Below are 23,892 nucleotides of genomic sequence, written 5' to 3' on the forward strand. Positions count from 1 at the left end.
TCGGACTTCGCCACCGCCTCGGCGGCGATGTTGCCATTGGCGCCGCCGCGATGCCCCACCACCACCGGCTGGCCCAGCTCCCGCCCCATGCGCTCGGCCAGGATGCGCGCCACCACATCGGTGGGGCCGCCGGGCGGGAAGGCGACGACGAGGCGCAGCGGCCGGGCGGGAAAGCCCTGGGCGCGCAGCGCCGGCGCGGCCAGCAGCCCGGCCGTGGCCAGGCCGAAAGTGCGGCGATGCAGCATGACGTGATCCCCCGGCGGATGTTCCACCTTCAACTCGGCCATCCGGGCCGTGCCTGTCAATCGGCCGGTCGTCCGGCGGCGCGGAACCGGCCGGCCGGGGCGCGGTTCCTGCCCGTGACCGGGCGCGGATCGGCGGGCCTGTCGGCAGGGGGCGAAGGATCGTGGGCATGGATGTGGCGACGCTCGTCGGCGGGGCGGCGACGATCGCCTCCACCACCAGCTTCCTGCCCCAGGCCTGGAAGGTGATCCGCACCCGGGACACGGCCGCGATCTCGGCCGGCATGTATGCGGTGACAGTGGTCGGATTCGCGCTCTGGCTGACCTATGGCCTGCTGCTCGGCGCCCTGCCGCTGATCGTGACCAACGGCATCTGCCTGCTGCTCTCCGCCTTCATCCTGGCGATGAAGCTGCTGCCGCCGCGGGGCAAGCCGGCGGTGGCGGAGGCGTTGGACCCCGGCGGCTGAGCGCGCACCCCGCCAGGGCAGGCGCGGCCGGACGCCCCTGCCGGGAGGGCTTCCGGACAGGCGCCCCGGCGGCGAGGCAGGGTCCATGTCGGCCGGCCCCTTGCCGAGCCCCCGCCGCCACCGGCACCGGCACCGGCACCGGCACCGGCACCGGCACCGAGCGGGCAGTGCCCGCGCTGTGGTTGCATACCACCGCAACGGCTTGACGCAGCACGGTCCGGTTGCGCCAATGCCGGCCGCATGCTTCCCACCCTTCCCATCGCGCTGTTTGCCCTGGCCGGCTTCACCACCGGCGCCGGCATGCGGATGCTCGACCCACTCCTCCCCCTGCTCGCCGCGGATTTCGGCGTCACCGTCCCGGCGGCCGCGCCGGTGGTGGCGGCCTTCGTCATCGCCTACGGGCTGGTGCAGCTCGCCGCCGGGCCGCTCGGCGACCGGCTGGGCAAGCCGCGCATCGCCGCGATGGCGCTGCTGCTCTACGGCAGCACGCTGATCCTCGGTGCCCTCGCCGACACGCTCGGGGAGCTGATCGCCAGCCGTGCCCTGGCCGGACTCTGGGCCGGGGCGGTGATCCCGCTGCTCATGGCGCATCTCGGCGATGTGGTGCCCTATGCCGAGCGGCAGGGGGCGCTGGCGCGCTTCTCCACCGGCATGGTGATGGCGCAGATGCTCTCCGGCCCCATCGCCGGCATCATTGCCTCGCTGTTCGGCTGGCGGGTGCCCATCATCCTGCTCGGCCTCGTCGCCTTCGGCGTGGTGGCGGCGCTCACCTGGCGGCTTGGGCTTGGGCTGTGGCGCGGGGCGGCGAAGCCGGCGGCGACGCCGGGCTATGGCGCGTTGCTGCGCCGCCCCTCCGGCCGCTGGCTGCTGGCCACCGCCTTCTTCGACGGTTTCTGGCTGTTCGGCGGCGCCTTCCCTTTCGTCGGCAGCTTCCTGGTGGAGAGCTTCGGCCGCAGCATCGCGGAGGCGGGGCTGCTGGTGGCGGGGTTCGGCGCCGGCGCCTTCCTCTATACCCGGCTGGCGCGAAAGCTGGTGGCGCGGTTCGGGGAGCGCGGGCTGATGCTCATCGGCGGGCTTGGCCTCACCTGCGGTCTTGCGCTGCTGGCGCTGGCGCAGAGCTGGTGGATGGTCGGGCTGGTGCAGCTCTGGCTGGGGCTGATGTTCTACACCTTCCACGGCGTGCTGCTGACCCTGGCGACGGAGGCGCTGCCGGAGGCGCGGGGCACCGCGATGTCGGCCTTCGCCATGGCGCTGTTCTTCGGCCAGGGGGCGGGATCGCTGGCCTTCGGGCTGGGGCTGTTCCTGCTGGACTACCGCGGCAGCTTCGCGGTGGCCGCGGCGGGGGCGCTGGGGCTGACCCTCTGGGCGCGGCGCGGGGCGCGGCGACGCGAGGCGGTCGCCTGATAGCCGGCTCGGAACGTCCTGACTTTCCGAGCCGGCTATCGCGCGCCGGGCTGGTGTGGCGGCTGCGCGCCGAAATCAAGGGCATACCGGCCGCGCGCCCCCAGACCGGCATCGGTCAGCATGTCGCGCAGCCGGTATGGCGCGACGCGCTCAGCGCGGGCAGCCCGGCTGGCCCTCCACGAAGCCCAGCAGGCAGTCGCCGTAGCGCAGGGTGAATTGCGCCTCGGCGCCGCCGCCATGGCCGGAGAGGCCGACGGGCCGGTCGAGGAAGAGCAGCGCGCCGACATGCGGCGCATTCAGCCCGCGAAGGATGGCGGCGCGGCCGGTCGGGTCCGGGTCGAACTCATCCCCCGCGAAAGTCACCACGGCGACCCGCGCGGCGGGGCTGCGGGCAGCGGCGACGACGCGGCGGAGATCGTCCAGCGCCCAGGCCCAGGCCGGGCTGCCGCGCGCCCCATGGGCGGCCGGCGCCACCGCCACCACGGCATCCACGAGGCCGGGCTCCGAGAGGGCCTGCAGCGCGTTCCAGCCGCCGCGGGACTGGCCGCCGGCGATGATCCGGGCGTAGCCGCGCCGGCGGACCTCCTTCAGCGCGGCGCGCATCCAGCCGGCGGCGGCCTCGGTCTCGTCCGTCGCCGGGTCGCGGTCGAAGCGGAAGACGTCCCAGCCGGCATTGTTGAAGACGCGGACATGCGGCTGGGGCTGGCTGCCGCGGCTGTCCTGCCCGCCGGCGGCGCGGCCATGCGCCCAGACATAGGCGCCGCGGGCCTGGCCGGGGCCCTGCCAGAGGAAGCGGGCATCCGGCAGCAGGGACCAGCCGGGGCCGGCGGCGAAGACCTCCCCGGGCGGGGTGCCGGGGGCGCGGACATCGCCGTACCAGACCACCGAGAGATCCCTGGCATAGACCTTGCAGCCCTTCCCGCCCCACTGGGCGCAGAGCAGCAGGGCCCGGGCCTCGGTGGCCGCCATGTCCGGCTGCGCCGAGGCCCAGCCCCAGCTTCCATCCGCGGCCAGGGCGAAGACCCGCGGCGTCGCCTGCAGCAGGAAGCGGCGGTAATCTGCCCGGCCTGCGGCGGTGAGGTAGGGGACTGCCGCGGCGTCGAGCACGGCGGGCGGCGCGAGGCCGGGCATTGCCGCGGCATCGAGCACCGCCGAGGGCGTTTCTGCCCCGGCCGGATGCAGCGCTGCCGCCGCCAGCAGCGCGAGCAGTGCCCCCAGCACGGCAAGCGCTCCCAGCACGGCATGAATGCCGGAGATTTGTATTCGGTATGCCATGATTTTGATGAAACCTTAAGCGCCCACCCCTTGGCAAGAGGAACTGCGCGCCCAGCGCGCGCCCGCGCGACGCTTGCCCCCGCCCCGGCCCGGCGCCATAGGTGCGGCCCTGATCAGCCGCCAACCGAAGGCCCGGACGATGCGCGTGAAGGATGTGAAGAAGGTGGTGCTCGCCTATTCCGGCGGCCTCGACACCAGCGTCATCCTGAAATGGTTGCAGACCACCTATCGCTGCGAGGTGGTGACCTTCACCGCCGATCTCGGCCAGGGGGAGGAGCTGGGCCCGGCCCGCGACAAGGCCCTGCTGCTCGGCATCAAGCCCGAGAACATCTTCATCGACGATTTGCGGGAGGAATTCACCCGCGACTTCGTCTTCCCGATGTTCCGGATGAATGCGCTGTACGAAGGGCAGTACCTGCTCGGCACCTCCATCGCCCGGCCGCTGATCGCCAAGCGGCAGATCGAGATCGCCGAGCAGGTCGGCGCCGATGCCGTGGCGCATGGCGCGACCGGCAAGGGCAACGACCAGGTCCGCTTCGAGATCGGCTACTACGCCCTGAAGCCGGATGTGAAGGTCATCGCCCCCTGGCGGGAATGGGACCTGACCAGCCGCACCAGGCTGCTGGAATTCGCCGAGGCCAACCAGATCCCGATCGCCAAGGACAAGCGCGGCGAGGCGCCCTTCAGCGTGGACGCCAACCTGCTGCACTCGAGCAGCGAGGGGAAGATCCTGGAGGAGCCCTGGGACGCGCCGGACGAGATGGTGTGGCAGCGCACCATCTCCCCGATGGACGCCCCGGACACCCCCACCGAGATCACCATGGAGTTCGAGCGGGGCGACGCCGTCGGCATCAACGGCAAGCGCCTGAGCCCGGCCGCCCTGCTGACCGAGCTGAACGCGCTGGGGAAGGCGAACGGCATCGGCCGGCTGGACCTGGTGGAGAACCGCTTCGTCGGCATGAAGTCCCGCGGCTGTTATGAGACACCCGGCGGCACCATCCTGTACCAAGCGCACCGCGCCATCGAGAGCATCACGCTGGACCGCGAGGCGGCGCATCTCAAGGACAGCCTGATGCCCCGCTATGCGGAGCTGGTCTATAACGGCTTCTGGTTCAGCCCGGAGCGGCGGATGCTGCAGGCCATGGCGGATGAGAGCCAGAAGAGCGTCTCCGGCGAGGTGCGCCTGAAGCTCTACAAGGGCAATGTCATCGTCACCGGCCGCCGCTCGCCCAACAGCCTCTACTCCATGAAGCACGTGACCTTCGAGGAGGACCAGGGCGCCTACGACCAGTTCGACGCCCAAGGCTTCATCAAGCTGAACGCGCTGCGTCTCCGCCTCGGCGCCATGGCCGGGCGCAAGGGCGGCACGCTGTAGCGGCATGGCGCGGCCGGGCCACCGCCGGCATGGCTGGCGCGTCCGGCTGCGGCACCTCTATGAGGCGCCGGCGCCGGAGGCGAAGCGCTTCCGCTACGCCCTTCTCGGCCTCGATGCGCTGAGCCTCGGCTGGATCGTCGCCGCCTCCTTCCTTGGGCCAACCGGCCCGGCGCTGGCGGTGGACGTGGTGCTCGGGCTCGTGCTGCTGGGCGAGTACGGGCTGCGCCTGGCCGCCAGCGGCAAGCCGGTGCGGGCCGCGCTGCACCCGCTGAACCTCGCCGACCTGCTCGCCATCCTCTCCCTGCTCCTGGCGCCGCTGCTGCACGGGGCGCTGGCCTTCCTGCGCGTGCTGCGGACGCTCAGGCTGGTGCATTCGGTGCGGCTCCTCACCTCGCTGCGCTCCGACCTCCCCTTCTTCCGCCGCAACGAGGAGGCGGCGCTGGCCGCCGCCCAGCTCTGCGTCTTCCTCTTCATCATGAGCGGGCTGGTCTTCGAGCTGCAGCACCGGACCAATCCCGGCATCCGCAATTTCGCCGATGCGCTCTACTTCACCGTCACCACCCTGACGACCACCGGCTTCGGCGACGTCACCCTGCCGGGGACGCTGGGGCGGCTGCTCTCGGTCGTCATCATGCTGGCCGGCGTCACGCTCTTCCTGCGGCTGGCGCAGGCATTGTTCCGGCCGGTGAAGGTGCGCTTCCCCTGCCCCTCCTGCGGCCTTTCCCGGCACGAGCCGGATGCGGTGCACTGCAAGGCCTGCGGGACGCTGCTGAACATCCCGGACGAGGGCGCGGGCTGAGCACGGCGGGACGGCGACGGCCCCGCCGGCCTAGAGCAGATCGCCGTAGGGCGGCACCGCCCGAAGGCGTGAATCTGCTCTGCAAACAAAGGCGTAGAGCGTTTTCGGTGAACGCACGCGAACCGAAAACGCTCTAGTCTGCCTTGATCCCCGTCTCCCGCACGATCCGCGCCACCACCTCCTTCTCCCGCCGGATGCGGGCGGCGAATGCGGCGGCGCCCTCGGCGCTCGGGTCGTTGCCGGCGAGGATGAGGCGCTGGCGCGTCGCCTCGTCCTGCACCGCGGCACGCATTGCCGCTTCCAGCTTCTCGATCACCGGTGCCGGCGTCGCGGCGGGGGCGAACATCGCGTTCCAGCTCGTCAGGTCGAAGCCGGGGAAGCCGCTCTCGGCGATGGTCGGCAGGTTGGCCAGCGTCCCGCGCCGCTCCCCGCTCGTCAGCGCGATGCCGACGCCGCGGCCATCCTCGATCAAGGGGCGCAGGCTGTTCGCCGTGCTGATGGCGCAATCCACGCTGCCGGCGGCGAGGTCCCGCGCCGCCTCGGCGCCGCCGCGATAGGGCACGTGCTCGAGCTGGATGCCGGCACGGCTGGCAAGCAGGGCACCGGCCAGGTGCCCGACCGTGCCGGTGCCCGGGGAGCCATAGGTGACGCCGGGATTGGCCTTCGCATAGTCGATGAACTCCGTCAGGGTCCGCGGCGGCAGCGCCTTCTTCACCACCAGCACATAGGGGGCGGAGACCGCCTGGCCCACCGGGGCGAAGGCGGTGTCGTGGTCATAGCTCAGCCCCTTCACCAGGAAGGGGATGATGAGGAAGCCGAAGCTGTCGAAGAGCAGCGTACGGCCATCCGCCGGCGCGCCGGCCACCACCCCGCCGGCGATGGAGCCGCCGCCGCCCGGCCGGTTCTCGATCACCAAGCCCTGGCCCAGCACCTCCCCCATCTTCGGCGCCAGCAGGCGGATCACGGTGTCGGATTGGCCGCCAGGGGCGAAGGGCACCAGCACGCGGATCGGGCGGCTGGGAAAGCCCGAGGCCGCCCCCTGCGCCGTCGCGCGGCGCAGCGCCGGCAGCAGCAGGGGCGTGGCGAGGGCGGCAGCGAGCGCGGCCCGGCGACCGGTCATCTTGGCGTCTCCTGATGTCAGGGCGGGGGTCGCGGGCGCGGCCCCGCCCGCGGCAACCCGCCAGCGCGGCCCGGCGCCGCAGCGGCGCGCGGGCTGCCCGGCCAGGGGCTTCGTCGCGCGCCCTGCCATGCCGGTCAAGCCGCCCGGCGCTGGGTCGGCCGCGCCAGCTCCAGCCGCTCCTGGGGCAGGCCCTGCGGATATTCGCGCGCCAGCCAGCCGATCAGCTGCTCCCGCATCAGGCAGCGCAGGTCGAACATGTCCCCGGAATTCGCCGCGCTCATCAGCACGCGGATCTCCATGCTGCGCTCCCTGATGTCCGTCACCTGCACCGCGAAGGCGCGGCGGTCCCAGAGCTTCGTCCCCTCCAGGATGCGCTTCGCCTCGGCGCGGATCGCCTCCACCGGCACGGTGAAATCGACATAGAGGAAGGCGGTATCGATAAGCTGGCTGCTGGTCTTCGTCCAGTTGCGGATCGGCCGTTCCATGAAGTAGCCGAGCGGCACGACCAGGGAGCGCTGGTCCCAGGTGGTGATGGTGACGAAGGTGGAGCTGATCTCCGTCACATGCCCCCATTCGCCCTCCACCAGCACCGCATCGCCGAGGCGGATGGGCTGGGTGAGCGCGAGCTGGATGCCGGCGATGATGTTGGAGACGGCCGGTCGGGCAGCGATACCGGCGACGATGCCGGCGACGCCGGCCGAGGCGAAGAGGCTGAGCCCGACCGCCCGCACCGCGGGGATGGCGGTCAGCACCAGCCCCGCCGTGATCGCCAGCCCGGCCGCGATGGCGAGGCGGCGGAAGACGATGAGCTGGGTGCGGCGGCGGCGGATGAGCCAATTCTCGTCCGCGCCGGCATTGCCTTCCAGATAGGCGTCGAACACCGCGGCAACCTTGCGCGTCAGCGCCCAGCCCAGCGCCGCGACCAAAGCGAGGGCGGTCAGCCGCTCCGCCGCCGCGGCCAGGGCGCCGGGCAGTTCCACCGCCGGCAACGCCGCCTGCACCGCCAGCAGCCCGACGGCCACCGCCAGTGCCGACCGCCCCTGGCAGAGCACCTGGCGCAGCACCGGCGCATGGCGCTGCGCCAGCAGGCGGTCCAGCACGAAATGCACGGCCGTCAGCGCCAGGATGGCCAGCAGCGGGGCGACGCCGAAGGCGAAGGCGAGGGAAAGCCAGAGGGGCAATGGTGGCATGAGCTCGTCCCTGCGGTTGCGACAGCCCCCCACAACGCGCGCAACCCCGGACGGCCCCCGGCGTTCCGCCGCCAAACCGAAGGAGTGCGCCATGGCCACCGAACGCAAGGGCAGCGGCGAGACCGGCTGGACCCCCGAGGAGAAGACGCCGGACCCGGCAGGCCGCGGCGGCAGCGGCAAGGCGGCGGGGGAAGCCGAGCCGAAGGGCCGCCCGACCGGCGAGCGGGAGAAGACGGAGACCGCCGCCGACCGGGTGGAGCAGGACCAGCCCCGCCGCCGGTAGCATTCCGGCCGCGGCTGCGGCAGGGTGCCGGCATGTACACCCCGCCCGCCTTCCGGGAAGACCGCCCGGAGATCCTGCATGCCCTGATCCGCGAGGCCCGGCTGGCCCTGCTGGTCTCCAACGGTGCCGGCGGCGTGCCGGATGTCACCCACCTGCCGCTGACCCTGGATGCGGGGCGCGGAATCCTCATCGGCCACCTGGCGCGCGCCAACCCACATTGGCGGGCGCTGCGGGAGGCGGGGCGGGCCGTCGCGGTGTTCCGCGGGGCGGAGGGCTATGTCTCGCCCAATTGGTATCCGTCCAAGGCGGAGAACCACCGCGTGGTGCCGACCTGGAACTATGAGGCGGTGCAGGCCGAGGGGCCGGTCGAGATCATCGAGGATCCAGCGCGGCTGCTGGTGATCGTCAGCGAGCTGACACGGGAGAAGGAAGCGGCGCAGCCGCAACCCTGGGCGGTGGCGGATGCGCCGGCGGAATTCGTCGCGGCGCAGCTCAAGGGCATCGTGGGGTTCGAGCTGCGGATCGAGAGGCTGACGGGCAAGCGGAAGCTCAGCCAGAACCGCAATGCGGCGGACCGGGCGGGAGCCATTGCGGGGCTCGCCGGCAGCGAGGATGCGCGGGACCGGGCGGTGGCGGCGGTGATGCAGGCCCAGGCCGAGGGGCGGTGAGGCGGGGGCGCCGCCCTCCCCGAACGCCGCCCGCCAAGGGCGAATGCCCCTCCGCCCCCTTGAGACCGACCCTGGCCAGGGCCTACCGGACGGAACCATGACCGAGGAACGCTGCCGACTCTACCTGATCACGCCGCCGGTGCTGCCGGCGGGCTTCGCCGACCTGCTGGCGGCGGCGCTGGATGCGGGGGATGTCGCCTGCCTGCAGCTCCGGCTGAAGGATGCCGCCCCGGACGATATCCGGCGCGCGACCGAGACGCTGATGCCCATCGCCCAGGCGCGCGACGTGGCCTTCCTGCTGAACGACGACGCGGCGCTGGCGGCGGAGCTTGGCTGCGACGGCGCGCATCTGGGCCAGGAGGATGGCGACCATGCGGCGGGGCGGAAGCTGCTGGAGGGGAAGATCCTCGGCATCACCTGCCATGCCAGCCGGCACCTGGCGATGCTGGCGGGGGAGCAGGGGGCGGATTACGTCGCCTTCGGCGCCTTCTTCCCGACCGGCACCAAGGCGACGCTGCACCGCGCCACGCCCGAGCTCCTGGAATGGTGGTCGGAGATGTTCGAGATCCCCTCGGTGGCGATCGGCGGCATCACCGCCGAGAACTGCGCCCCGCTGGTGCGGGCGGGGGCGGATTTCCTGGCGGTGGTCGGTGCCGTCTGGAGCCATCCCGAAGGCCCCGCCGCCGGCGTGCGGGCCATGAACGCCGCCATCGCCGCGGCATGAGACGTCCCGCCCTGGTGCCGGAGCTGATGGTGACGGACATCGCGCAGAGCCTTGCCTTCTGGTGCGGCCCCTGCGGATTCCGCGTGCTGTTTGACCGGCCGGAGGACGGCTTCGCCTGCCTGGAACGCGACGGCTCCCGCCTCATGCTGGATGAGCTGCCGAAGGACCGCCCGCATCGCTGGGAAGTGGCGCCCACCACGCCGCCCTTCGGCCGGCACGTGAATTTCGAGATGGCGGTCGATGCCCTCGACCCCATCCTCGCGGCGCTGGCGGCGGCGGGCTGGCCGCTCTTCATGCCGCCAGAGACCAAGAGCTACCGCGTTGGCGATGGCGCCGTCACGGTGCGGCAATTCCTAGTGCAGGACCCGGACGGCTATCTCCTCCGCTTCTCCGAGGCGCTGCCCGGGGCGTAAGGCGGCCCGCGCCGCAGAGGCGCTGGCCCCGCGAGGGTTGCGGCGGAGCAGGACCGGCGGCAGGAATCGGGCATGGATGAGCTGGGCTTCCACCGCACCCTGCACCGCCCCGGGACGCTGCTGGATGTCGGCGCGCATGACGGCGCCTTCACCCTGCCCTTCGCCGCCCTGCCGGACAGCCGCGTCCTGGCCTTCGAGCCGCTGCCGGCCGCCTTCGCCCGGCTGCGCGCGGCAGCGGGAGCGGCGCCGAACGTCAGCCTGCGGCAGGAGGCGCTGGGCGACCGAACGGGCGAAGCGGTGCTGGCGCTGCCGGTGCTGGACGGCGTGCCGAACGAGCAATGGGCAAGCACCGCCAAGACCTATGCCCAACATGGCGTGGCGGAGCAGCGCGTGACCGTGCCGCTGCGGCGGCTCGACGAATTCGCCCTCGCCGACCTCACCGGCGTGAAGCTGGATGCCGAGGGGGCCGAGTACGAGGTGCTGCGCGGCGGGCGTGAGACGCTGCTGCGCTGCCGCCCCATCCTCTCCATCGAGATCGAGGAGCGTCACCGGCCGGGCAGCACCTGGGCGGTGCCGGCCTATCTGGACGCCCTCGGCTATGACGGGTTCTGGGAGCATTGGGGCAAATGGCGCCCGATGGCGAGCTTCGACCGCGCCACCATGCAGGTGGCGAGCCCGGACCCCAGGGTCTTCGCCGCCAGCGAGCCCTACGTCTTCGTCTTCTACTTCCTGCCGCGGGAGGCGGCGCCGGCCATGCTGGACCGGCTGCGGAAGGCCGAGGCAGGGGGCTGAACCCGGCCGCCCCCCGGCCGTTGGGCGGGGCAGGAGGGACGCATGGCCAATGCAGCAGACCTCGCCCATGGCGAGATCCCCGACCATACCCCGATCATCGGCAGCGACGGCAGGCAGGTCGGCACGGTGGATGGCGTCGAAGGGGAGTACATCAAGCTGACCCGCGACGAAGCCGGCCAGCACCGCTGGCTGCCGCGGAAGCTGGTGAACGGCCTGGAGGGCGGCCTGGTGCGGCTCTCGCTTCCGGCGGCGCAGGCGGCGGATGCGATGGTGGACGAGGCGGAGCTCGCCCGGCGCTTGGCGCTCGACCCCGATGCCGGTGCCGCCTTCGGCCGGCCGGATGACAGCGGCCCGCATGGCAGCCGCGCCCAGGCGCATGGCCCGAAGGGCAGCCCCGATCGCGTGAAAGGCGGGCAGCGGCCGGAAGCCACGGGCGGGATCAACACGCACCGGGGCTCCTAGAGCAGATCGCGTTCAGAGGGAATCATCTGAACGCGTGAAGATGCTCGCAAAACAACGGCCTAGAGCATGCTGCGTGAGCGCAAGCGAACGCAGCATGCTCCAGCGCAGCCTTCGCCCCGATGGATCCTGGCGAGATCCCTCAGGGCGGAGAACGCTCCGCTCGATCCTGTATTTCTTGCCGCAACGCCTGATCGGGTGGGTCACCCGATCGGAGGTCTTGCGCCGCGGCATAGGCTGCCCTGAGCAGATCGCTATGGGAGCGGCATCGCCCGTGGGCGTGCGGCTGCCCCGGCGCACGGCGCCCTCTCCCGGTTGCCTGCGGGCGTTGTGGCTCGGCGCCGGCCCCAAGCCTTGCCGACGCCACATGCCCTGACGGTGCCTGGGGCGGCGCGCCGAGGGCCGCCATCGTCCCAGCCCCAGCCGATTTGGCGGCTGCCGGACCCGGCGGCGCCTGCCGGTTGCACCACGTTACGCCGAACCCGGCGCGGGTGCCGGATGGCGCGGCGCCGGCCTTGCGCTGCCGCAAGCGGTCAGGGCAGCGCGGGCAGCCACAGCACGTCGGTGATCCGCGGCGCGCCGCTGGCCAGCATCGCCAGCCGGTCGAAGCCGAGGGCGATGCCGCTGCCCTCGGGCATGCCATGCTCCAGCGCGGCGAGGAAATCCTCGTCCACCTCCCAGCCCTCCGTGCCATAGCGGGCGCGGCGCTCCGCCACATCCGCCACGAAGCGGGCGCGCTGCTCCACCGGGTCGGTCAGCTCGTCGAAGGCGTTGGCCAGCTCGATCCCAGCCACGAAGAGTTCGAAGCGCAGGGCGGCGCGCGGGTCGGCGGGGTCGCGCCGGGCGAGCGCCGCCTGGGGCGCGGGCCAATGGGTAAGGAAGGTGGCGCGGCCGCGGCCGAGATTCGGCTCGATCCGCTCCAGCACCAGGCGGAAGAACAAATCCTCCCAGCCCTCATCCTCCCGCGGCGGCACGCCGATGGCGGCAGCGGCGGCGCGCAGCTTCGCCGCATCGCCCTCGGTGGCCAGGATGTCGAGGCCGTGGCACCAGCGGGCGAAGGCCTCCGCCATGGTCAGGCGCTCGAAGGGCAGGGTCAGGTCGCACGCCACCCCTTCGTGGCTGACCCGGGGCGGGGCGACGGCGCGGAGATAAGCCTCCACCTGGTCCATCAGCCCGGCGAGGCCGAGGCCGGGGGCATACCATTCCAGCATGGTGAATTCCGGGGCGTGGCGCGGGCTCGCCTCCCCGTTCCGCCAGACCCGGGCGAGCTCGAAGACCGGCCCGGCGCCGGCCACCAGCAGCCGCTTCAGGGCCAGCTCCGGCGAGGTGCGGAGCCAGAGGGTCCGCCGCTCCCCCTGGCCGAGATGCGGCACGTATTCGCTGCGGAAGGCGTGCAGATGCACCTCCATCCCGGGCACCGGGACAAGGCAAGGGGTCTCCACCTCGGTGAAGCCCCGGCCGGTGAAGAAGGCGCGGGTGGCGGCGGTCAGCTCTGCCCGGCGGCGGAGGAAGGGCAGGCGGGCGGCCAGGCGCTCCGGGTGCCAGGGGGGAGAGGAGATGGGCGGGGATGCGGGCATTGCGTCGGGGGACCTGCGGGACTAGCTGCGCGGGACCATGCCCGATGGCCTCCCCTCTCGCCCAGCCCAGGATTCCGCGGACCTTGCCGGGACGGGCGCCACCCCGCCGGCCAGGCGCCGGCCGGCGCGCACCCTGCGCAGCGCCGAGGACCTGATCGCGGCCGGGCTGCTGCCGGAGGCGGCGCGGGCGGGGGTGGAGGCGGTGGCCGAGCGCTACGCCATCGCCGTGACGCCGGAGGTGGCGGGGCTGATGGACCCGGCCGACCCGGCGGACCCGATCGCCCGGCAATACATCCCCGATCCGGCGGAGAGGCTGACCGCCCCGCATGAGCTGGAGGACCCGACGGCGGATGCGCCCTTCACGCCCGTGAAGGGGGTGGTGCATCGCTACCCGGACCGGGCGCTGCTGAAGCCGCTGCTGGCCTGCCCGGTCTATTGCCGCTTCTGCTTCCGGCGGGAGGCGGTGGGGCCGGATGGCGGGCTGCTGACCGAGGCGGAGCTGGAGGCGGCGCTCGCCTGGTTCGCCGCCACGCCGCAGGTGCGGGAGGTGGTGCTGACCGGCGGCGACCCGCTGATGCTCTCCCCCCGCCGGCTGGGGGAGGTGCTGCGGCGGCTGGCCGCCATCCCGCATGTGGAGATCCTGCGCATCCACAGCCGGGTGCCGGTGGCGGCGCCCGCGCTGGTGACGGCGGCGCTGGCGGAGGCGCTGGCGGTGGAGATTCCGCTCTATCTCTGCGTCCATGCCAACCATGCGCGGGAATTCGGCCCGGCGGCCCAGGCGGCGCTGCGGCTTCTGCATGGCGCGGGGGCGGTGCTGCTGGGGCAGAGCGTGCTGCTGCGCGGGGTGAATGACAGCGAGGCGGCGCTGGAGGGGCTGTTCCGCGCCATGCTGCGGGCGCGGGTGAAGCCCTACTACCTGCACCAGCTGGACCCGGCGCCGGGGACGGCGCGGTTCCATGTGCCGGAGGCGGAGGGGCTCAGGCTGCTGCGGGGGCTGCGGGGGCGGGTGACGGGGTTGGCCTGGCCGACCTATGTGAAGGAGACACCGGGCGGCGGGGGGAAGGTGCCGATTCTCCTTGCCTCCGGCGCGGATGGGGCCATATGGTCATCCCAGATGACCACAAGAGAAGGCCGATGACCGCCGACGCCCCCGTCATCGCCGCCGCCGAGTTCAAGGCGACCTGCCTGGAATTGCTGGACCGCACTGCGGCCGGGGAATGGGACCGGCTGGAGATCACCAAGCGCGGCAAGGTCGTGGCCCTGCTGGTCCCGCCGCCCGCCCAGGCGGAGGCCCTGGCTGGGCTGCATGGCTGCCTGCGCGGCATGGCGGTGATCCCGCCCGGGCTGGACCTCACCGCCCCGGCGGCGGAGGGCGAGGCGCCCTTCCTCGCCGAGCAGGGCCTGCTGCACGGGTGAGCCTCGGCGTCCTGCTGGACACCTGCGCAGTCATCTGGCTGGCCAATGGCGACAGGCTGGCCCCGGCGGCGCTGGAGGCCATCCTGGCGGCCGGGGCGGGGGATGGCATCTTCGTCTCCCCGGTCACGGCCTGGGAGGTGGGCATGCTGGCCCGCCCCCGGCCGAACCGCCCGGCCATCGACTTCCTGCCCGACCCGCAGACCTGGTTCGCCCGGCTGATGGCGGCGCCCGGAATCCGCCCGGCGCCGCTGACGCCGGGGATCGCCATCGGCGCCTCCTTCCTGCCGGGGGAGCCGCATGGCGATCCGGGCGACCGGCTCATCATCGCCACCGCCCGGGACCGGGGCCTGCCGTTGGTGACGCGGGACCGCGCCATCCTGGCCTATGGCGCAGCCGGCCATGTGCGGGTGGTGGCTTGCTGAACCGCGGATCCGCCCACCCGATAGGCACCGGCCGGCGACCGGGAGGGCACCACCCCTTCCCTCGCCGCCCCATCCCGCCTAAACCCCCGCCACCCGCGCCCATCCGGGCGCCCGCTCATTTCCAACCTCCCGGACAGGTCGCCCACCCATGGCAAAGATGCAGGCCAACCAGATGCGTGCCGGCATGGTCATCGAATTCGAAGGCCAGCGCTACACCATCCTCAAGCAGAACATCATGATCCCCGGGAAGGGCGCCGCCGTCATCCAGGTGGAAATGCGCAATGTGAAGACCGGCGCGAAGAAGGACCAGCGCTGGCGCACGGCCGATACGGTGGAGCGGCTGGAGACGGCCGATGAGGAGTTCACCTTCTCCTACGCCGAGGGCGACCAGCTCGTCCTGATGCACCCGGAGACCTATGAGCAGACCCATGTCCACAAGGACATCCTGGGGGAGCGCCTGCCCTTCCTGGTCGAGGGCATGACCGTCAATGTCCGCCTGATCGAGGGCGAGCCGGTGGCGATGTCCCTGCCGGAATCCGTGGTGCTCGAGGTGGTCGAGGCCGATCCGGTGGTGAAGGGGCAGACCGCCGCCTCCTCCTACAAGCCGGCCGTGCTCTCCAACGGCGTGAAGACCATGGTGCCGCCCTTCGTCACCACCGGCGACAAGATCGTCGTGAAGACGGAAGACGCCAGCTACGTCGAACGCGCGAAGTAGGCGCCCGCCGCCGCCGCCGCGGCTGCCCCCGCCCCGGAGGGGTCCGGCCCAGCCGGGGCATCACGCCGCCTGAAGCGGCCGGGTCGCTTCAGGCATCTGGGCAGCGCCGGCCTGCCAAGGCCTTGCCGGCCGCCCCGCCCCCGCCTGGCCGGGGGCGGGCCTACCGCCTCCGCCCATCTCGCGCGCCACCCTGTCCCGGCCGCACGGAGTCCCCGCCACCATGGCCCCCTCCCCTCGCCTCTCCCCCGCCCTCAACGTCGTCGTCGCCGCCGTGCAGAAGGTCGGCCGCCGCCTGCTGCGCGATTTCGGCGAGGTCGAGCAGCTCCAGGTCTCGGCCAAGGGGCCGGGCGATTTCGTCTCCCAGGCCGATCTGCGGGCGGAGGAGACGCTCCGCGCCGAGCTCTCCCGCGCCCGGCCGAATTTCGCCTTCCTCATGGAGGAAAGCGGCAGCCATGGCGCGGCGGACTGGGAATGGCGCTGGGTGGTGGACCCGCTGGACGGCACCACCAATTTCCTCCACGGCATCCCGCACTGGGCGATCTCCGTCGGCATCGAGAAGCGGATCGATGCGGAGAAGTCCGAGATCGTCGCCGGCGTCGTCTACAACCCAGCCTCGGACGAGATGTTCTGGGCGGAGAAGGGCGTCGGCGCCTTCCTGAACGACCGGCGGCTCCGTGTCTCCGGCCGGAAGGAGATGCAGCACGCGGTCTTCGCCACCGGCATCCCCTTCGCCGGCGTGCCGCGCAAGGCGGAATTCAGCCAGATCCTGGCGCGACTCATGCCGCAGGTGGCGGGGGTGCGGCGCTTCGGCGCGGCGGCGCTCGACCTCGCCTGGGTCGCCGCCGGCCGCTACGACGGCTACTGGGAGCTCGGCATCAAGAAGTGGGACATGGCCGCCGGCCTCATCATGGTGCGGGAGGCCGGGGGCTTCGTGACCGACCCCGAGGGCGGCGATCCCTATGCCGAGGGCAATGTCGTCGCCGGCAACCAGGCGCTGCACGGCAAGCTGCGGGAGGTGGTGGCGGAAGGCATCGGCTCCGTCGCCAGCGCCCGCGCGCGGAGCGCGGAATAGGGAGCGCACCGGGAGGGCCGGGGGCGATGCGCGGAGCCGGGCGGGCCGCTGTGCCGGCAACGCAGTGTCGCCCGCCAGCGCATTGCCGCGGCGCGGTGAGCAGCCTGGAGCAGCCTCCGACTTGACGGATCACGGCGTGATCCAGCAAGTCGGGGATAAGCCGCTCTAGATATTGTATTTCCCAGAGCAAGAAATCCGAGCAGGCGATTCCACCTGATCGGATATTGCTCTAGTTTCGCCGCGTGACCCAGCCAAGCCGCCGCGCCCTGCTGCTCCTCGCCCTTGCCCTGCCGCTGCCGGCGGCGGCGGAGGATGAGCCCGTACCGCGGGAGCCGGCCCTGGCCCCGCCCGAGCCGGCGCGGCTGCCGGACCGCCCGGCGCCCAGCCCCGCCGCCCCTGCTGCCCGGACCGCTCCACAGCAAAGCCTGCCGGGCATGGAGGCCCTGCCCAGCGGCGCCTGGCGCCTGCGCTTCGGTGAGGGCGTGGCGGAGGTGCCGCAGGCGGCGGCGCCCGCCCTGGCGGAACTCGGCCGGCGCCTCGCCGCCGGGCCGCCGGGCCGCGTCACCATCCTGGCCCAGGCCAGCGGGCCGGAGGATGTCTCCACCGCCCGCCGCCTCAGCCTCGCCCGCGGCTTCGCGGTGAAGCAGGCCCTGGAGGCGGGCGGGCTGCCCGCCACCCGTATCGACATCCGCCCGATGGGCCGCACGCCCGACGGGCTGGACAGCGCCGACATCCAGCCGCCGCCCAGCCGGGGGACGACAGACCGCAGATGACACCGCCCGTCCGTTTCCTCTGGCGCATGCTGGCCTTTCTGGCCGTGGTCGCCGGCGTCGTCGTGCTGCTGGGGCCGGCGCTGGCGCATGCCTTCGTCAGCAACCCCATCCTCAACACGCTGATCCTCGCCGTCATCCTGCTCGGCATCGCCTGGAATCTCCGCCAGGTGCTGGTGCTGCGGCCGGAGGTGGCCTGGCTGGAGAATTTCCGCCAGCCGAAGCTCGGCGCCCCCGCCCAGGCGCTGCCGCGGCTGCTGGGGCCCATGGCCAGCATGTTCGCCGCCCGCCGCTCGGACCGGCTGACGCTCTCGGCCGGCGCGATGCGGACGCTGCTGGACGGCATCGGCTCCCGCCTCGACGAGTCGCGGGAGCTCTCGCGCTACATGACCGGGCTGCTGATCTTCCTCGGCCTGCTCGGCACCTTCTGGGGACTGCTGCTGACCATCAGCTCGGTCTCCGAGGTCATCGCCGACATGTCGGTGGGCTCGGGCGACGTGAACCAGCTCTTCAACCAGCTGAAGACCGGGCTGGCGCAGCCGCTGCGGGGCATGAGCACGGCCTTCTCCGCCTCCATGCTCGGCCTCTCGGGCGCGCTGGTGCTGGGCTTCCTCGACCTCACCGCCGGCCAGGCGCAGAACCGCTTCTTCAACGAGCTGGAGGAGTGGCTGGCGGGGATCACCCGCCTCTCCTCCGGCGTGCTGGGCGATGCCGGGGGCGAGGGCGGCAGCGTGCCGGCCTATGTCCAGGCGCTGCTGGAGCAGACGGCGGAGAATCTGGAGGGGCTGCAGCGCATCCTGGCGCGCGGCGAGGAAGGCCGGGCGCAGACCAGCCAGGCGATGATGACGCTGACCGAACGCCTCTCCACCCTGACCGAGCAGATGCGCGCCGGGCAGAGCCTGATGCTGCGGGTGGCGGAGCAGCAGGCGGCGCTGGCGCCGGCGCTCTCCCGCCTGGCGGAGGCCGGGGCGCAGCCGGCGATCGACGAGCAGACCCGCAGCCACCTGCGCAATGCGGAACTCTACCTGGCCCGCCTGCTGGAGGAGGTCTCGCAAGGCCGCGCCCAGAGCACCGCCGAGCTGCGCAGCGAGATCAAGCTCGTCGCCCGCACCATCGCCGCCCTGTCCGAGGAGGCGCCGCGATGAGCAGGCAGACTCACGGTTTCCAAAGGCCCTTCGGCCTTTGGTGGAGGGAGCTCGAGGGAGGCAAAGCCTCCCTCGAACCATTGTGGCCCTGAGCAGCGGCCGCCGTCGCCGCGACGGCAGCGGGCTGGAGGCTTGGCCCGGCTATGTGGATGCGCTCTCGACGCTCCTCATGGTCATCATTTTCGTCCTCATGGTCTTCGTGCTGGCCCAGGGCTTCCTCTCGGTCGCGCTGTCCTCCCGCGACCGCGCCCTGGACCGGCTGAACCGCCAGGTGGCGGAGCTGGCTGAGATGCTGGCGCTGGAGCGCGGCCAGGCCGGCGAGCTGCGCAATGCTCTCTCCCGCACCGCGGAGGAGCTGCGCGCCGCCGCCGAGGCGCGCGATACCCTCTCCGCCCAGCTGCGCGAGACGCGGGAGGAGCGCGAGCGGCTGGTGGCCGACCGCGATGCCGCCCGCGCCGACCGGGACCGGCTGACCGCCCGCCTCACCGACCTGGACCTGGCCGCGCGCGGCAGCGGGGAGCGGATCGCCGCCCTGGAAGCGCAGCTGGCCGATGCGCTGCGCCGGGCCGAGGCCGCCGGCGGCGATGCCGCGCAGACGGTGCGGCGCCTGACCGAGACGGGCCGCAACCTCGCCGCCGAGCGCACCGCGCGGCAGCAGGCCGAGACGCAGCTCGCCGAGGCGCGGGGCGCGGTGGAGACGGCGCGGCGGGAGCTGGCCAATCTCCATCAATCCCTGGCCGAAGCCCAGGCGCAGCTTGAAAGCACCCGCCAGCAGGTGGCGGCGATGCGGGCGGAGATGGCGGCGCTGGACCGTCAGGTGCAGGCGGACCGGGCGACGATCGAGACGCGGCTGGCCGATATCGCCCGGCTGTCCGAACAGATCCGCGCCCTCTCCGCCCTGCGGGACCAGCTCGAACGCCAGGCGGCGGAAGCGGCGCGGCGAGCGGGTGACGAGGCGCAGCGGCGCAGCACGGCGGAAGCTGCGGCGGGCAGCGAGGCGGAGCGCCGCGCCGCCGCCGAGCGTACCGCGGCAGCGGAGGGCGAACGGCGCCGCGCGGCGGAGGCCATCGCGCAGGAGGAGGCGCAGCGCCGCCAGGCGGCGGAGCGCGCCGGGGCGGAGCAGACCCGGCTGGCGGAAAGCGCCCGCGTCCAGGTCGCGCTGCTGACCCGGCAGATCGAGGAGCTGCGCAACCAGATCGCCCGCGTCGCCGCGGCGCTGGACGCGGCGGAGGCGGCAGGGCGGGACAAGGATGCGCAGATCGCCTCGCTCGGCACCCGGCTGAACGCGGCGCTGGCGGCGCGCGTCGAGGAGCTGCAGCGCTACCGCAGTGACTTCTTCGGCCGGCTGCGGGACGTGCTGGGGGATCGGCCGGAGGTGCGGATCGTGGGGGACCGCTTCGTCTTCCAGTCCGAGGTGCTGTTCCCGCCCGCCTCGGCGGAGCTGTCCTCCAGCGGGCAGCAGCAGATCAGGGAGATCGCGCGGGTGCTGCAGGAGATTGCCGCCCGCATCCCGCCCGATGTGAACTGGCTGCTGCGGGTGGATGGGCATGCCGACCGGCTGCCGATCCGCAGCGCGCGCTTCGCCTCGAACTGGGAGCTGTCGGCGGCGCGAGCGATCGCGGTCTCGCAGCTGCTGATGGCGGAGGGGCTGCCGCCAAACCGCGTGGCGGCGACGGCCTTCGGCGACAACCAGCCGCTGGATCCCGGCGATTCGCCGGAGGCGCTGGCGCGGAACCGGCGGATCGAGTTGCGGCTGACGGATCGCTGACCCGGCATCGGGAGGAGCGTCGCGGCAGCGCCGCGACACCCTCCCGAACTCACCATGCCAAGGGCGGAAGGGCCCTTGGCCACCGTCAGGCTGAGCCTCGCAGGCTCAGCCCAGTTCGATCACCGCATCCGCGGCATAGGCGCCCTCGCCTTCCGGCAGGACCAGCAGCGGGTTCACGTCCACGCCAGCCAAGCGCGGGCCGGCGGCCACGGCGAAGGCCGAGAGGGACGAGAGCGCCTTGGCCAGCGCCGCCACATCCGCCTTGGGCCGGCCGCGCGCGCCATCCAGCAGAGCGAAGCCGCGGAGCGAGCGGATCATCCGCTCCGCCTCCGCCACGTCGAAGGGGCAGCGGCGGAAGGCGACGTCCTTCAGCACCTCGATGAAGATGCCGCCGAGGCCGACCATCGCCACCGGGCCGAAGACCGGATCGCGGAAGATGCCGAGCGCCATCTCGACGGCGCCCTTGATCTGCTTCGCCACCAGCACGCCCTCGATGCGCGCGCCCGGCGCATGGGTGGCGGCGCGTTCCAGCAAAGTGGCGAAGCCGGCGCGGACCGCTGCCTCATCCGCCACATCCAGCAGCACGCCGCCGATCTCGCTCTTGTGCAGGATGTCGGGCGAGAGGATCTTCAGCACCACGGGGAAGCCGATCGCCTTGGCCGCCGCCACCGCCGCATCCGGGGTGGCGCAGGCCCGCTCCGGCACCGCGGGCACGCCGGCCTCGGCCAGCAGCGCCTTCGCCGCCGCCTCGGTCGGCGTCGTCTCCGGCAGCGTCACCTGCGGCAGCGCCAGCTCCGCCGCCTTCTGCTCCGCCTTGGCGAAGGCGGCGCCGAAGCGGCCCATGGCGGCGATGGCGTTCACCGCGCGCGACGGATCCTCGAAGCAGAGCCAGCCATCCGCCTCGTATTCCCGCACCTTCTCCGGTGCCAGCATGGACATGACCCAGAGCCGGTCCGGGTACTTCGCCCGGACCGCGCGCATCTTCTCCTGCAGCTTCGGCCCGAGGCTCCGCCCCGCTGCGGTCTGCGACCAGAAGGAGAGGATGGAGGTGTAGCCGCCATCCGCCGCGACACTCTCGGCGAAGGTGTCGATCATCGTCAGGTCGTTGGTCACCTGCGCGGTGCAATCCACCGGGTTGCGCGGGGCGCAGAAGGGGATCAGCGAGCGCAGCTTCGCCTGCGCCGCCTCCGGCATGGGCGGCATGGCGACGCCCGCGGCCTCCGCGGCGTCCGAGATCAGCACGCCGGCGCCGCCCGAGACGGTGAGCACGCCGAGCGTGTTCTTCGCCGGGTAGATGCGCTTCGCCGCGGCATAGGCGATGTCCAGCATCTCCTCCGTCGTGCGCGCCCGGACCACGCCGAATTCCTCCAGCACCGCTTCGGTGACGGCATCGTCGCCGGCGATGGAGGCGGTGTGGGACTGTGCCGCGGCGCCGCCGAGCTGCGACCGCCCGACCTTCATCATCACGATCGGCTTGCGGTTGCGCCGGGCGAGGTCGAGCGCCGCGAGGAAGCTCTCCCGCTCGCGGATGCCCTCGGCATAGGCGCAGATGACATCCACCTCCGGCGCCTGGGCCATCCAGCCCAGCACGTCGCCCAGCGCCACCTCGGCCTCATTGCCCGTGGTGATCACCACCTGCATGCCGAGGCCCCGGTCGAGCCCGGCCGAGAAGATATGCGTGCCATAGGCGCCGGACTGGCTGGCGACGCCGATCCGGCCGGGGACCGGCCAGCCCTTCTCGAAGCTGGCGGTGAAGGTGCCATAGAAACGAATGGCGTCGTTGAAGACACCAAGGCAGTTCGGGCCAAGCAACCGGATGCCGTGGCGGCGCGCGGTCTCCGTCAGCTTCACCTGGGCGGCGGCGCCCGCTTCATCCATTTCGGCGAAGCCGGCGGTGAAGCAGATGACGGCGCGGCAGCCCTTGCGGCCGAGCTGGTCGAGCGTGTCGATCGCCATGGCGGCGGGCACGGCGATGATGGCGACGTCCGGCGCTTCCGGCAGGTCGGCGACGGAGGCGAAGGCGGGCAGGCCCTGCACCGTCGGGCGCTTCGGGTTCACCGGCCAGATCGGCCCGGCGAAGCCGCGCTCCAGCATATAGGCCAGCGGCCGGCCGCCAATGCGCGCCTTCTCGTCGGAGGCGCCGATGACCGCGACAGAGCGCGGCCGCACCAACGCATCGAGCGTAGCGAAGCGTGCAGGATCGACGGTGAGGCGCGACATGTTTCCCCCTTCTGCTGAGCCGCCGCACCCTGATGGAGCCGGGGCCGCGGGGCAAGGGGGGAGCACGCCGGGCGGGCAGCCGCTCGCCAGGCTGCAGCTTCGCGCGCAGGACGGAAGGGCCCTCGGCCCTCGTGACTTCACGCTCGCCCTGTTTCCGTCATCGCCTGCCCCCGTCCCGCGCACAGAACGGGATAGCCATGCGAGAGGGCGGACCGAGCTGTCCTCGCCTCCGTTCACACGCCAAGCTTCGGCGCCCTGGCGGTGGCGCGGCTTGCGCCGCGCGCGACCGGGGTGGAGGTGACGGCCCGGATGCCCGGCGCGGCATGGCTGCGCGGCGACTCGTAGCGGCCATCGCTGCGCGCGGCCGCAACCGCTCCGGGTGCCTCGGCGCGGGGCTGCCTGAGGCCGCGTCACGCCGGCCGTGCCGACCGGAAGCAGGTCCAGGCCATCGCTGCGGGATCGCGTTTACGGGCCGCTGGCCGGCTCTGCCTGGCCTGAAGCTGCTTCGGGAGCGGGCCGGCCTTCGTCCGCTGGCGGCATTCCCCTGCGACGCCTGCCATGCCGGCCGGCCTTGCGCCGCCCCGAGGGCCGCTGAGCGGGCCCCGGTATCCTGCCCACAACGTCGGCAGGCTCCCATGGAGCGGAACTGACAGGCAGGCCACCAACGGCAAAGGCCGGTGGCCTGAGAACAAGATCGGCCGGACTTCGGCAACAGGACGCCGGAACGGCCTCCCACCCGACGAATCGGGGGTGGCTTATCAAGCGGAAGGCAGGCTGCCCCAGAGGTGGCGTCTTCCAGAGCAAGGCATCGGATCAGGCGATTTCGCCAGATCGGATATCGCTCACTCCTCCTCCTCGTCGCTGAAGGGGTCGTCCCCCTCCTCGTCCTCCTCTTCCTCTTCCTCGTAGTCCTCCTCGTCGTCGTCCTCTTCGTCCTCTTCGTACTCGTCCTCTTCCTCCTCCTCCGTGCCGCTCAGCAGGAAGGGCGACAGGGGGCGGGAGGCTTCGGTCCAATCAGGGAACGGCATGGCCCATGCACTCCGTGGTAGCAGGTGCAGAACGCGGGAGCGGCGCGCAGGGTGGCGGTCTTCGCGCAGGCGTCCGGGCCCGGCGGGCCGGACGATAGCGCAGCGCCACGCGCCCGGGGCAGGCGGCACCGCGCGGGCGAAGCCTTGCCGTCAGCTCTGGGCGTCGGGCGAGAGCACCATGCAGCCGCCGCGACGGTGCTTCTCGCAGGCATTCTGTGCCGCGGCCGGGCTGAGGCCGATGACGCGGGCGCGGTAGAGCGTGGTGCGCCCCTGGGACACCGGCAGCACCTGCACCCGCCCGCCCGCCGTACCGGCGGCAGCGGCCGCGGCGGAGCGCGCCTGGCCCTGGTTGGCGAAGGCGCCCACCTGCACCGCCCAATTCCCGCCGGAGGCGGCTTCGGACCGGGCGATGGCGGGGCGCAGCGGCGCCGGGGCGGCATTGGCCGCGCCCACCAGGCCGAAGCCGCGGGAGGCGGCGGGGGACGGTGCGGTGAAGGCCAGGCGCTGGGAGGCGGACGCCGGCGCGGCGGCGCGCGCCTGGTGGCCGC

26 protein-coding genes are annotated in these 23,892 nt (G+C 72.8%); 18 read left to right on the forward strand and 8 right to left on the reverse strand.

From position 1 onward, the window contains the following. The coding region (locus tag NJ376_RS18980; protein WP_252954857.1) for a Bug family tripartite tricarboxylate transporter substrate binding protein at positions 1 to 245 on the reverse strand (245 nt) is incomplete at its 3' end. A 167-nt stretch (positions 246 to 412) separates the two neighbouring features. Between NJ376_RS18980 and NJ376_RS18985 the strand changes: the two genes are divergently transcribed. Together NJ376_RS18985 and NJ376_RS18990 are read left to right on the forward strand one after the other, a co-directional pair. Then, complete coding sequence (locus NJ376_RS18985) at positions 413 to 709, forward strand: SemiSWEET family sugar transporter (protein ID WP_252954858.1); 297 nt, start codon at positions 413 to 415, stop codon at positions 707 to 709. A gap of 240 nt (positions 710 to 949) precedes the next feature. Next, on the forward strand, positions 950 to 2,113 hold the full coding sequence (locus NJ376_RS18990; RefSeq protein WP_252954859.1) for an MFS transporter: 1,164 nt from the start codon (positions 950 to 952) through the stop codon (positions 2,111 to 2,113). Positions 2,114 to 2,263: 150 nt separating this feature from the next. Here the strand turns inward: NJ376_RS18990 and NJ376_RS18995 are convergent, their stop codons facing one another. Continuing rightward, complete coding sequence (locus tag NJ376_RS18995) at positions 2,264 to 3,352, reverse strand: alpha/beta fold hydrolase (RefSeq protein WP_252954860.1); 1,089 nt, start codon at positions 3,350 to 3,352, stop codon at positions 2,264 to 2,266. Between the two features lie 175 nt (positions 3,353 to 3,527). Here NJ376_RS18995 and NJ376_RS19000 point away from each other — a divergent pair, with 175 nt between their 5' ends. Both NJ376_RS19000 and NJ376_RS19005 read left to right on the forward strand, forming a co-directional pair. Then, positions 3,528 to 4,763, forward strand: a complete 1,236-nt coding sequence (locus tag NJ376_RS19000; RefSeq protein ID WP_252954861.1) for an argininosuccinate synthase — start codon at positions 3,528 to 3,530, stop codon at positions 4,761 to 4,763. Between the two features lie 4 nt (positions 4,764 to 4,767). Further along, the gene (locus NJ376_RS19005) at positions 4,768 to 5,562 is read left to right on the forward strand and encodes a potassium channel family protein (protein WP_252954862.1); all 795 of its coding nucleotides are present in this window, start codon (positions 4,768 to 4,770) and stop codon (positions 5,560 to 5,562) included. A gap of 133 nt (positions 5,563 to 5,695) precedes the next feature. Here NJ376_RS19005 and NJ376_RS19010 read toward each other — a convergent pair whose 3' ends face one another. Both NJ376_RS19010 and NJ376_RS19015 read right to left on the reverse strand, forming a co-directional pair. After that, positions 5,696 to 6,682 (reverse strand): Bug family tripartite tricarboxylate transporter substrate binding protein, encoded by a 987-nt coding sequence (locus NJ376_RS19010; RefSeq protein WP_252954863.1) that lies wholly within the window; start codon positions 6,680 to 6,682, stop codon positions 5,696 to 5,698. Positions 6,683 to 6,816: 134 nt separating this feature from the next. After that, positions 6,817 to 7,872: a mechanosensitive ion channel family protein gene (locus NJ376_RS19015; protein ID WP_252954864.1), complete on the reverse strand. Its 1,056-nt coding sequence runs from the start codon at positions 7,870 to 7,872 to the stop codon at positions 6,817 to 6,819. A gap of 91 nt (positions 7,873 to 7,963) precedes the next feature. Here NJ376_RS19015 and NJ376_RS19020 point away from each other — a divergent pair, with 91 nt between their 5' ends. The 6 genes from NJ376_RS19020 (at position 7,964) to NJ376_RS19045 (ending at position 11,214) form a co-directional block, all read left to right on the forward strand. After that, on the forward strand, positions 7,964 to 8,155 hold the full coding sequence (locus tag NJ376_RS19020) for a hypothetical protein (protein ID WP_252954865.1): 192 nt from the start codon (positions 7,964 to 7,966) through the stop codon (positions 8,153 to 8,155). Positions 8,156 to 8,187: 32 nt separating this feature from the next. Next, positions 8,188 to 8,823 carry an FMN-binding negative transcriptional regulator gene (locus tag NJ376_RS19025; RefSeq protein ID WP_252954866.1) on the forward strand — a complete coding sequence of 212 codons (636 nt, stop codon included), beginning with the start codon at positions 8,188 to 8,190 and terminating at the stop codon, positions 8,821 to 8,823. A gap of 97 nt (positions 8,824 to 8,920) precedes the next feature. Then, positions 8,921 to 9,547: a thiamine phosphate synthase gene (gene thiE, locus NJ376_RS19030; protein WP_252954867.1), complete on the forward strand. Its 627-nt coding sequence runs from the start codon at positions 8,921 to 8,923 to the stop codon at positions 9,545 to 9,547. Continuing rightward, positions 9,544 to 9,960: a bleomycin resistance protein gene (locus tag NJ376_RS19035; protein WP_252954868.1), complete on the forward strand. Its 417-nt coding sequence runs from the start codon at positions 9,544 to 9,546 to the stop codon at positions 9,958 to 9,960. Before thiE ends, NJ376_RS19035 begins: the two co-directional genes overlap by 4 nt. 72 nt (positions 9,961 to 10,032) lie before the next feature. Continuing rightward, the gene (locus NJ376_RS19040; RefSeq protein WP_252954869.1) at positions 10,033 to 10,752 is read left to right on the forward strand and encodes an FkbM family methyltransferase; all 720 of its coding nucleotides are present in this window, start codon (positions 10,033 to 10,035) and stop codon (positions 10,750 to 10,752) included. Between the two features lie 42 nt (positions 10,753 to 10,794). Further along, positions 10,795 to 11,214 carry a DUF2171 domain-containing protein gene (locus NJ376_RS19045; protein ID WP_252954870.1) on the forward strand — a complete coding sequence of 140 codons (420 nt, stop codon included), beginning with the start codon at positions 10,795 to 10,797 and terminating at the stop codon, positions 11,212 to 11,214. A gap of 530 nt (positions 11,215 to 11,744) precedes the next feature. Here the strand turns inward: NJ376_RS19045 and epmA are convergent. Next, positions 11,745 to 12,788 (reverse strand): EF-P lysine aminoacylase EpmA, encoded by a 1,044-nt coding sequence (gene epmA, locus NJ376_RS19050; RefSeq protein WP_252954871.1) that lies wholly within the window; start codon positions 12,786 to 12,788, stop codon positions 11,745 to 11,747. A 37-nt stretch (positions 12,789 to 12,825) separates the two neighbouring features. Between epmA and NJ376_RS19055 the strand changes: the two genes are divergently transcribed. The 8 genes from NJ376_RS19055 (at position 12,826) to NJ376_RS19090 (ending at position 20,096) form a co-directional block, all read left to right on the forward strand. Next, on the forward strand, positions 12,826 to 13,926 hold the full coding sequence (locus NJ376_RS19055) for a lysine-2,3-aminomutase-like protein (protein WP_252954872.1): 1,101 nt from the start codon (positions 12,826 to 12,828) through the stop codon (positions 13,924 to 13,926). Then, positions 13,923 to 14,204 (forward strand): type II toxin-antitoxin system Phd/YefM family antitoxin, encoded by a 282-nt coding sequence (locus NJ376_RS19060; RefSeq protein WP_252954873.1) that lies wholly within the window; start codon positions 13,923 to 13,925, stop codon positions 14,202 to 14,204. Before NJ376_RS19055 ends, NJ376_RS19060 begins: the two co-directional genes overlap by 4 nt. Further along, positions 14,201 to 14,626, forward strand: a complete 426-nt coding sequence (locus NJ376_RS19065; protein WP_252954874.1) for a type II toxin-antitoxin system VapC family toxin — start codon at positions 14,201 to 14,203, stop codon at positions 14,624 to 14,626. Before NJ376_RS19060 ends, NJ376_RS19065 begins: the two co-directional genes overlap by 4 nt. Before the next feature lie 148 nt (positions 14,627 to 14,774). Beyond that, a complete protein-coding gene (gene efp / locus NJ376_RS19070; RefSeq protein ID WP_252954875.1) occupies positions 14,775 to 15,341 on the forward strand; it encodes an elongation factor P in 567 nt (188 codons plus the stop codon). A 220-nt stretch (positions 15,342 to 15,561) separates the two neighbouring features. Continuing rightward, a complete protein-coding gene (locus NJ376_RS19075; RefSeq protein ID WP_252954876.1) occupies positions 15,562 to 16,413 on the forward strand; it encodes an inositol monophosphatase family protein in 852 nt (283 codons plus the stop codon). 242 nt (positions 16,414 to 16,655) lie between these two features. Further along, positions 16,656 to 17,186 carry an OmpA family protein gene (locus NJ376_RS19080; protein WP_252954877.1) on the forward strand — a complete coding sequence of 177 codons (531 nt, stop codon included), beginning with the start codon at positions 16,656 to 16,658 and terminating at the stop codon, positions 17,184 to 17,186. After that, positions 17,183 to 18,328: a flagellar motor protein MotA gene (locus NJ376_RS19085; RefSeq protein WP_252954878.1), complete on the forward strand. Its 1,146-nt coding sequence runs from the start codon at positions 17,183 to 17,185 to the stop codon at positions 18,326 to 18,328. Before NJ376_RS19080 ends, NJ376_RS19085 begins: the two co-directional genes overlap by 4 nt. Positions 18,329 to 18,410: 82 nt before the next feature. Further along, positions 18,411 to 20,096, forward strand: coding sequence for a peptidoglycan -binding protein (locus tag NJ376_RS19090; protein WP_252954879.1), 1,686 nt, complete (start codon positions 18,411 to 18,413; stop codon positions 20,094 to 20,096). Positions 20,097 to 20,201: 105 nt separating this feature from the next. Here the strand turns inward: NJ376_RS19090 and NJ376_RS19095 are convergent, their stop codons facing one another. The 3 genes from NJ376_RS19095 to NJ376_RS19105 form a co-directional block, all read right to left on the reverse strand. Beyond that, positions 20,202 to 22,316, reverse strand: coding sequence for an acetate--CoA ligase family protein (locus tag NJ376_RS19095; protein WP_252954880.1), 2,115 nt, complete (start codon positions 22,314 to 22,316; stop codon positions 20,202 to 20,204). A gap of 842 nt (positions 22,317 to 23,158) precedes the next feature. Next, positions 23,159 to 23,344, reverse strand: coding sequence for a hypothetical protein (locus tag NJ376_RS19100; RefSeq protein ID WP_252954881.1), 186 nt, complete (start codon positions 23,342 to 23,344; stop codon positions 23,159 to 23,161). 150 nt (positions 23,345 to 23,494) lie between these two features. Continuing rightward, on the reverse strand, positions 23,495 to 23,892 hold a 398-nt coding region (locus NJ376_RS19105; RefSeq protein WP_252954882.1), incomplete at its 5' end, for an SPOR domain-containing protein.

This window comes from Siccirubricoccus soli (assembly GCF_024178315.1).
Lineage (GTDB): Bacteria > Pseudomonadota > Alphaproteobacteria > Acetobacterales > Acetobacteraceae > Siccirubricoccus > Siccirubricoccus soli.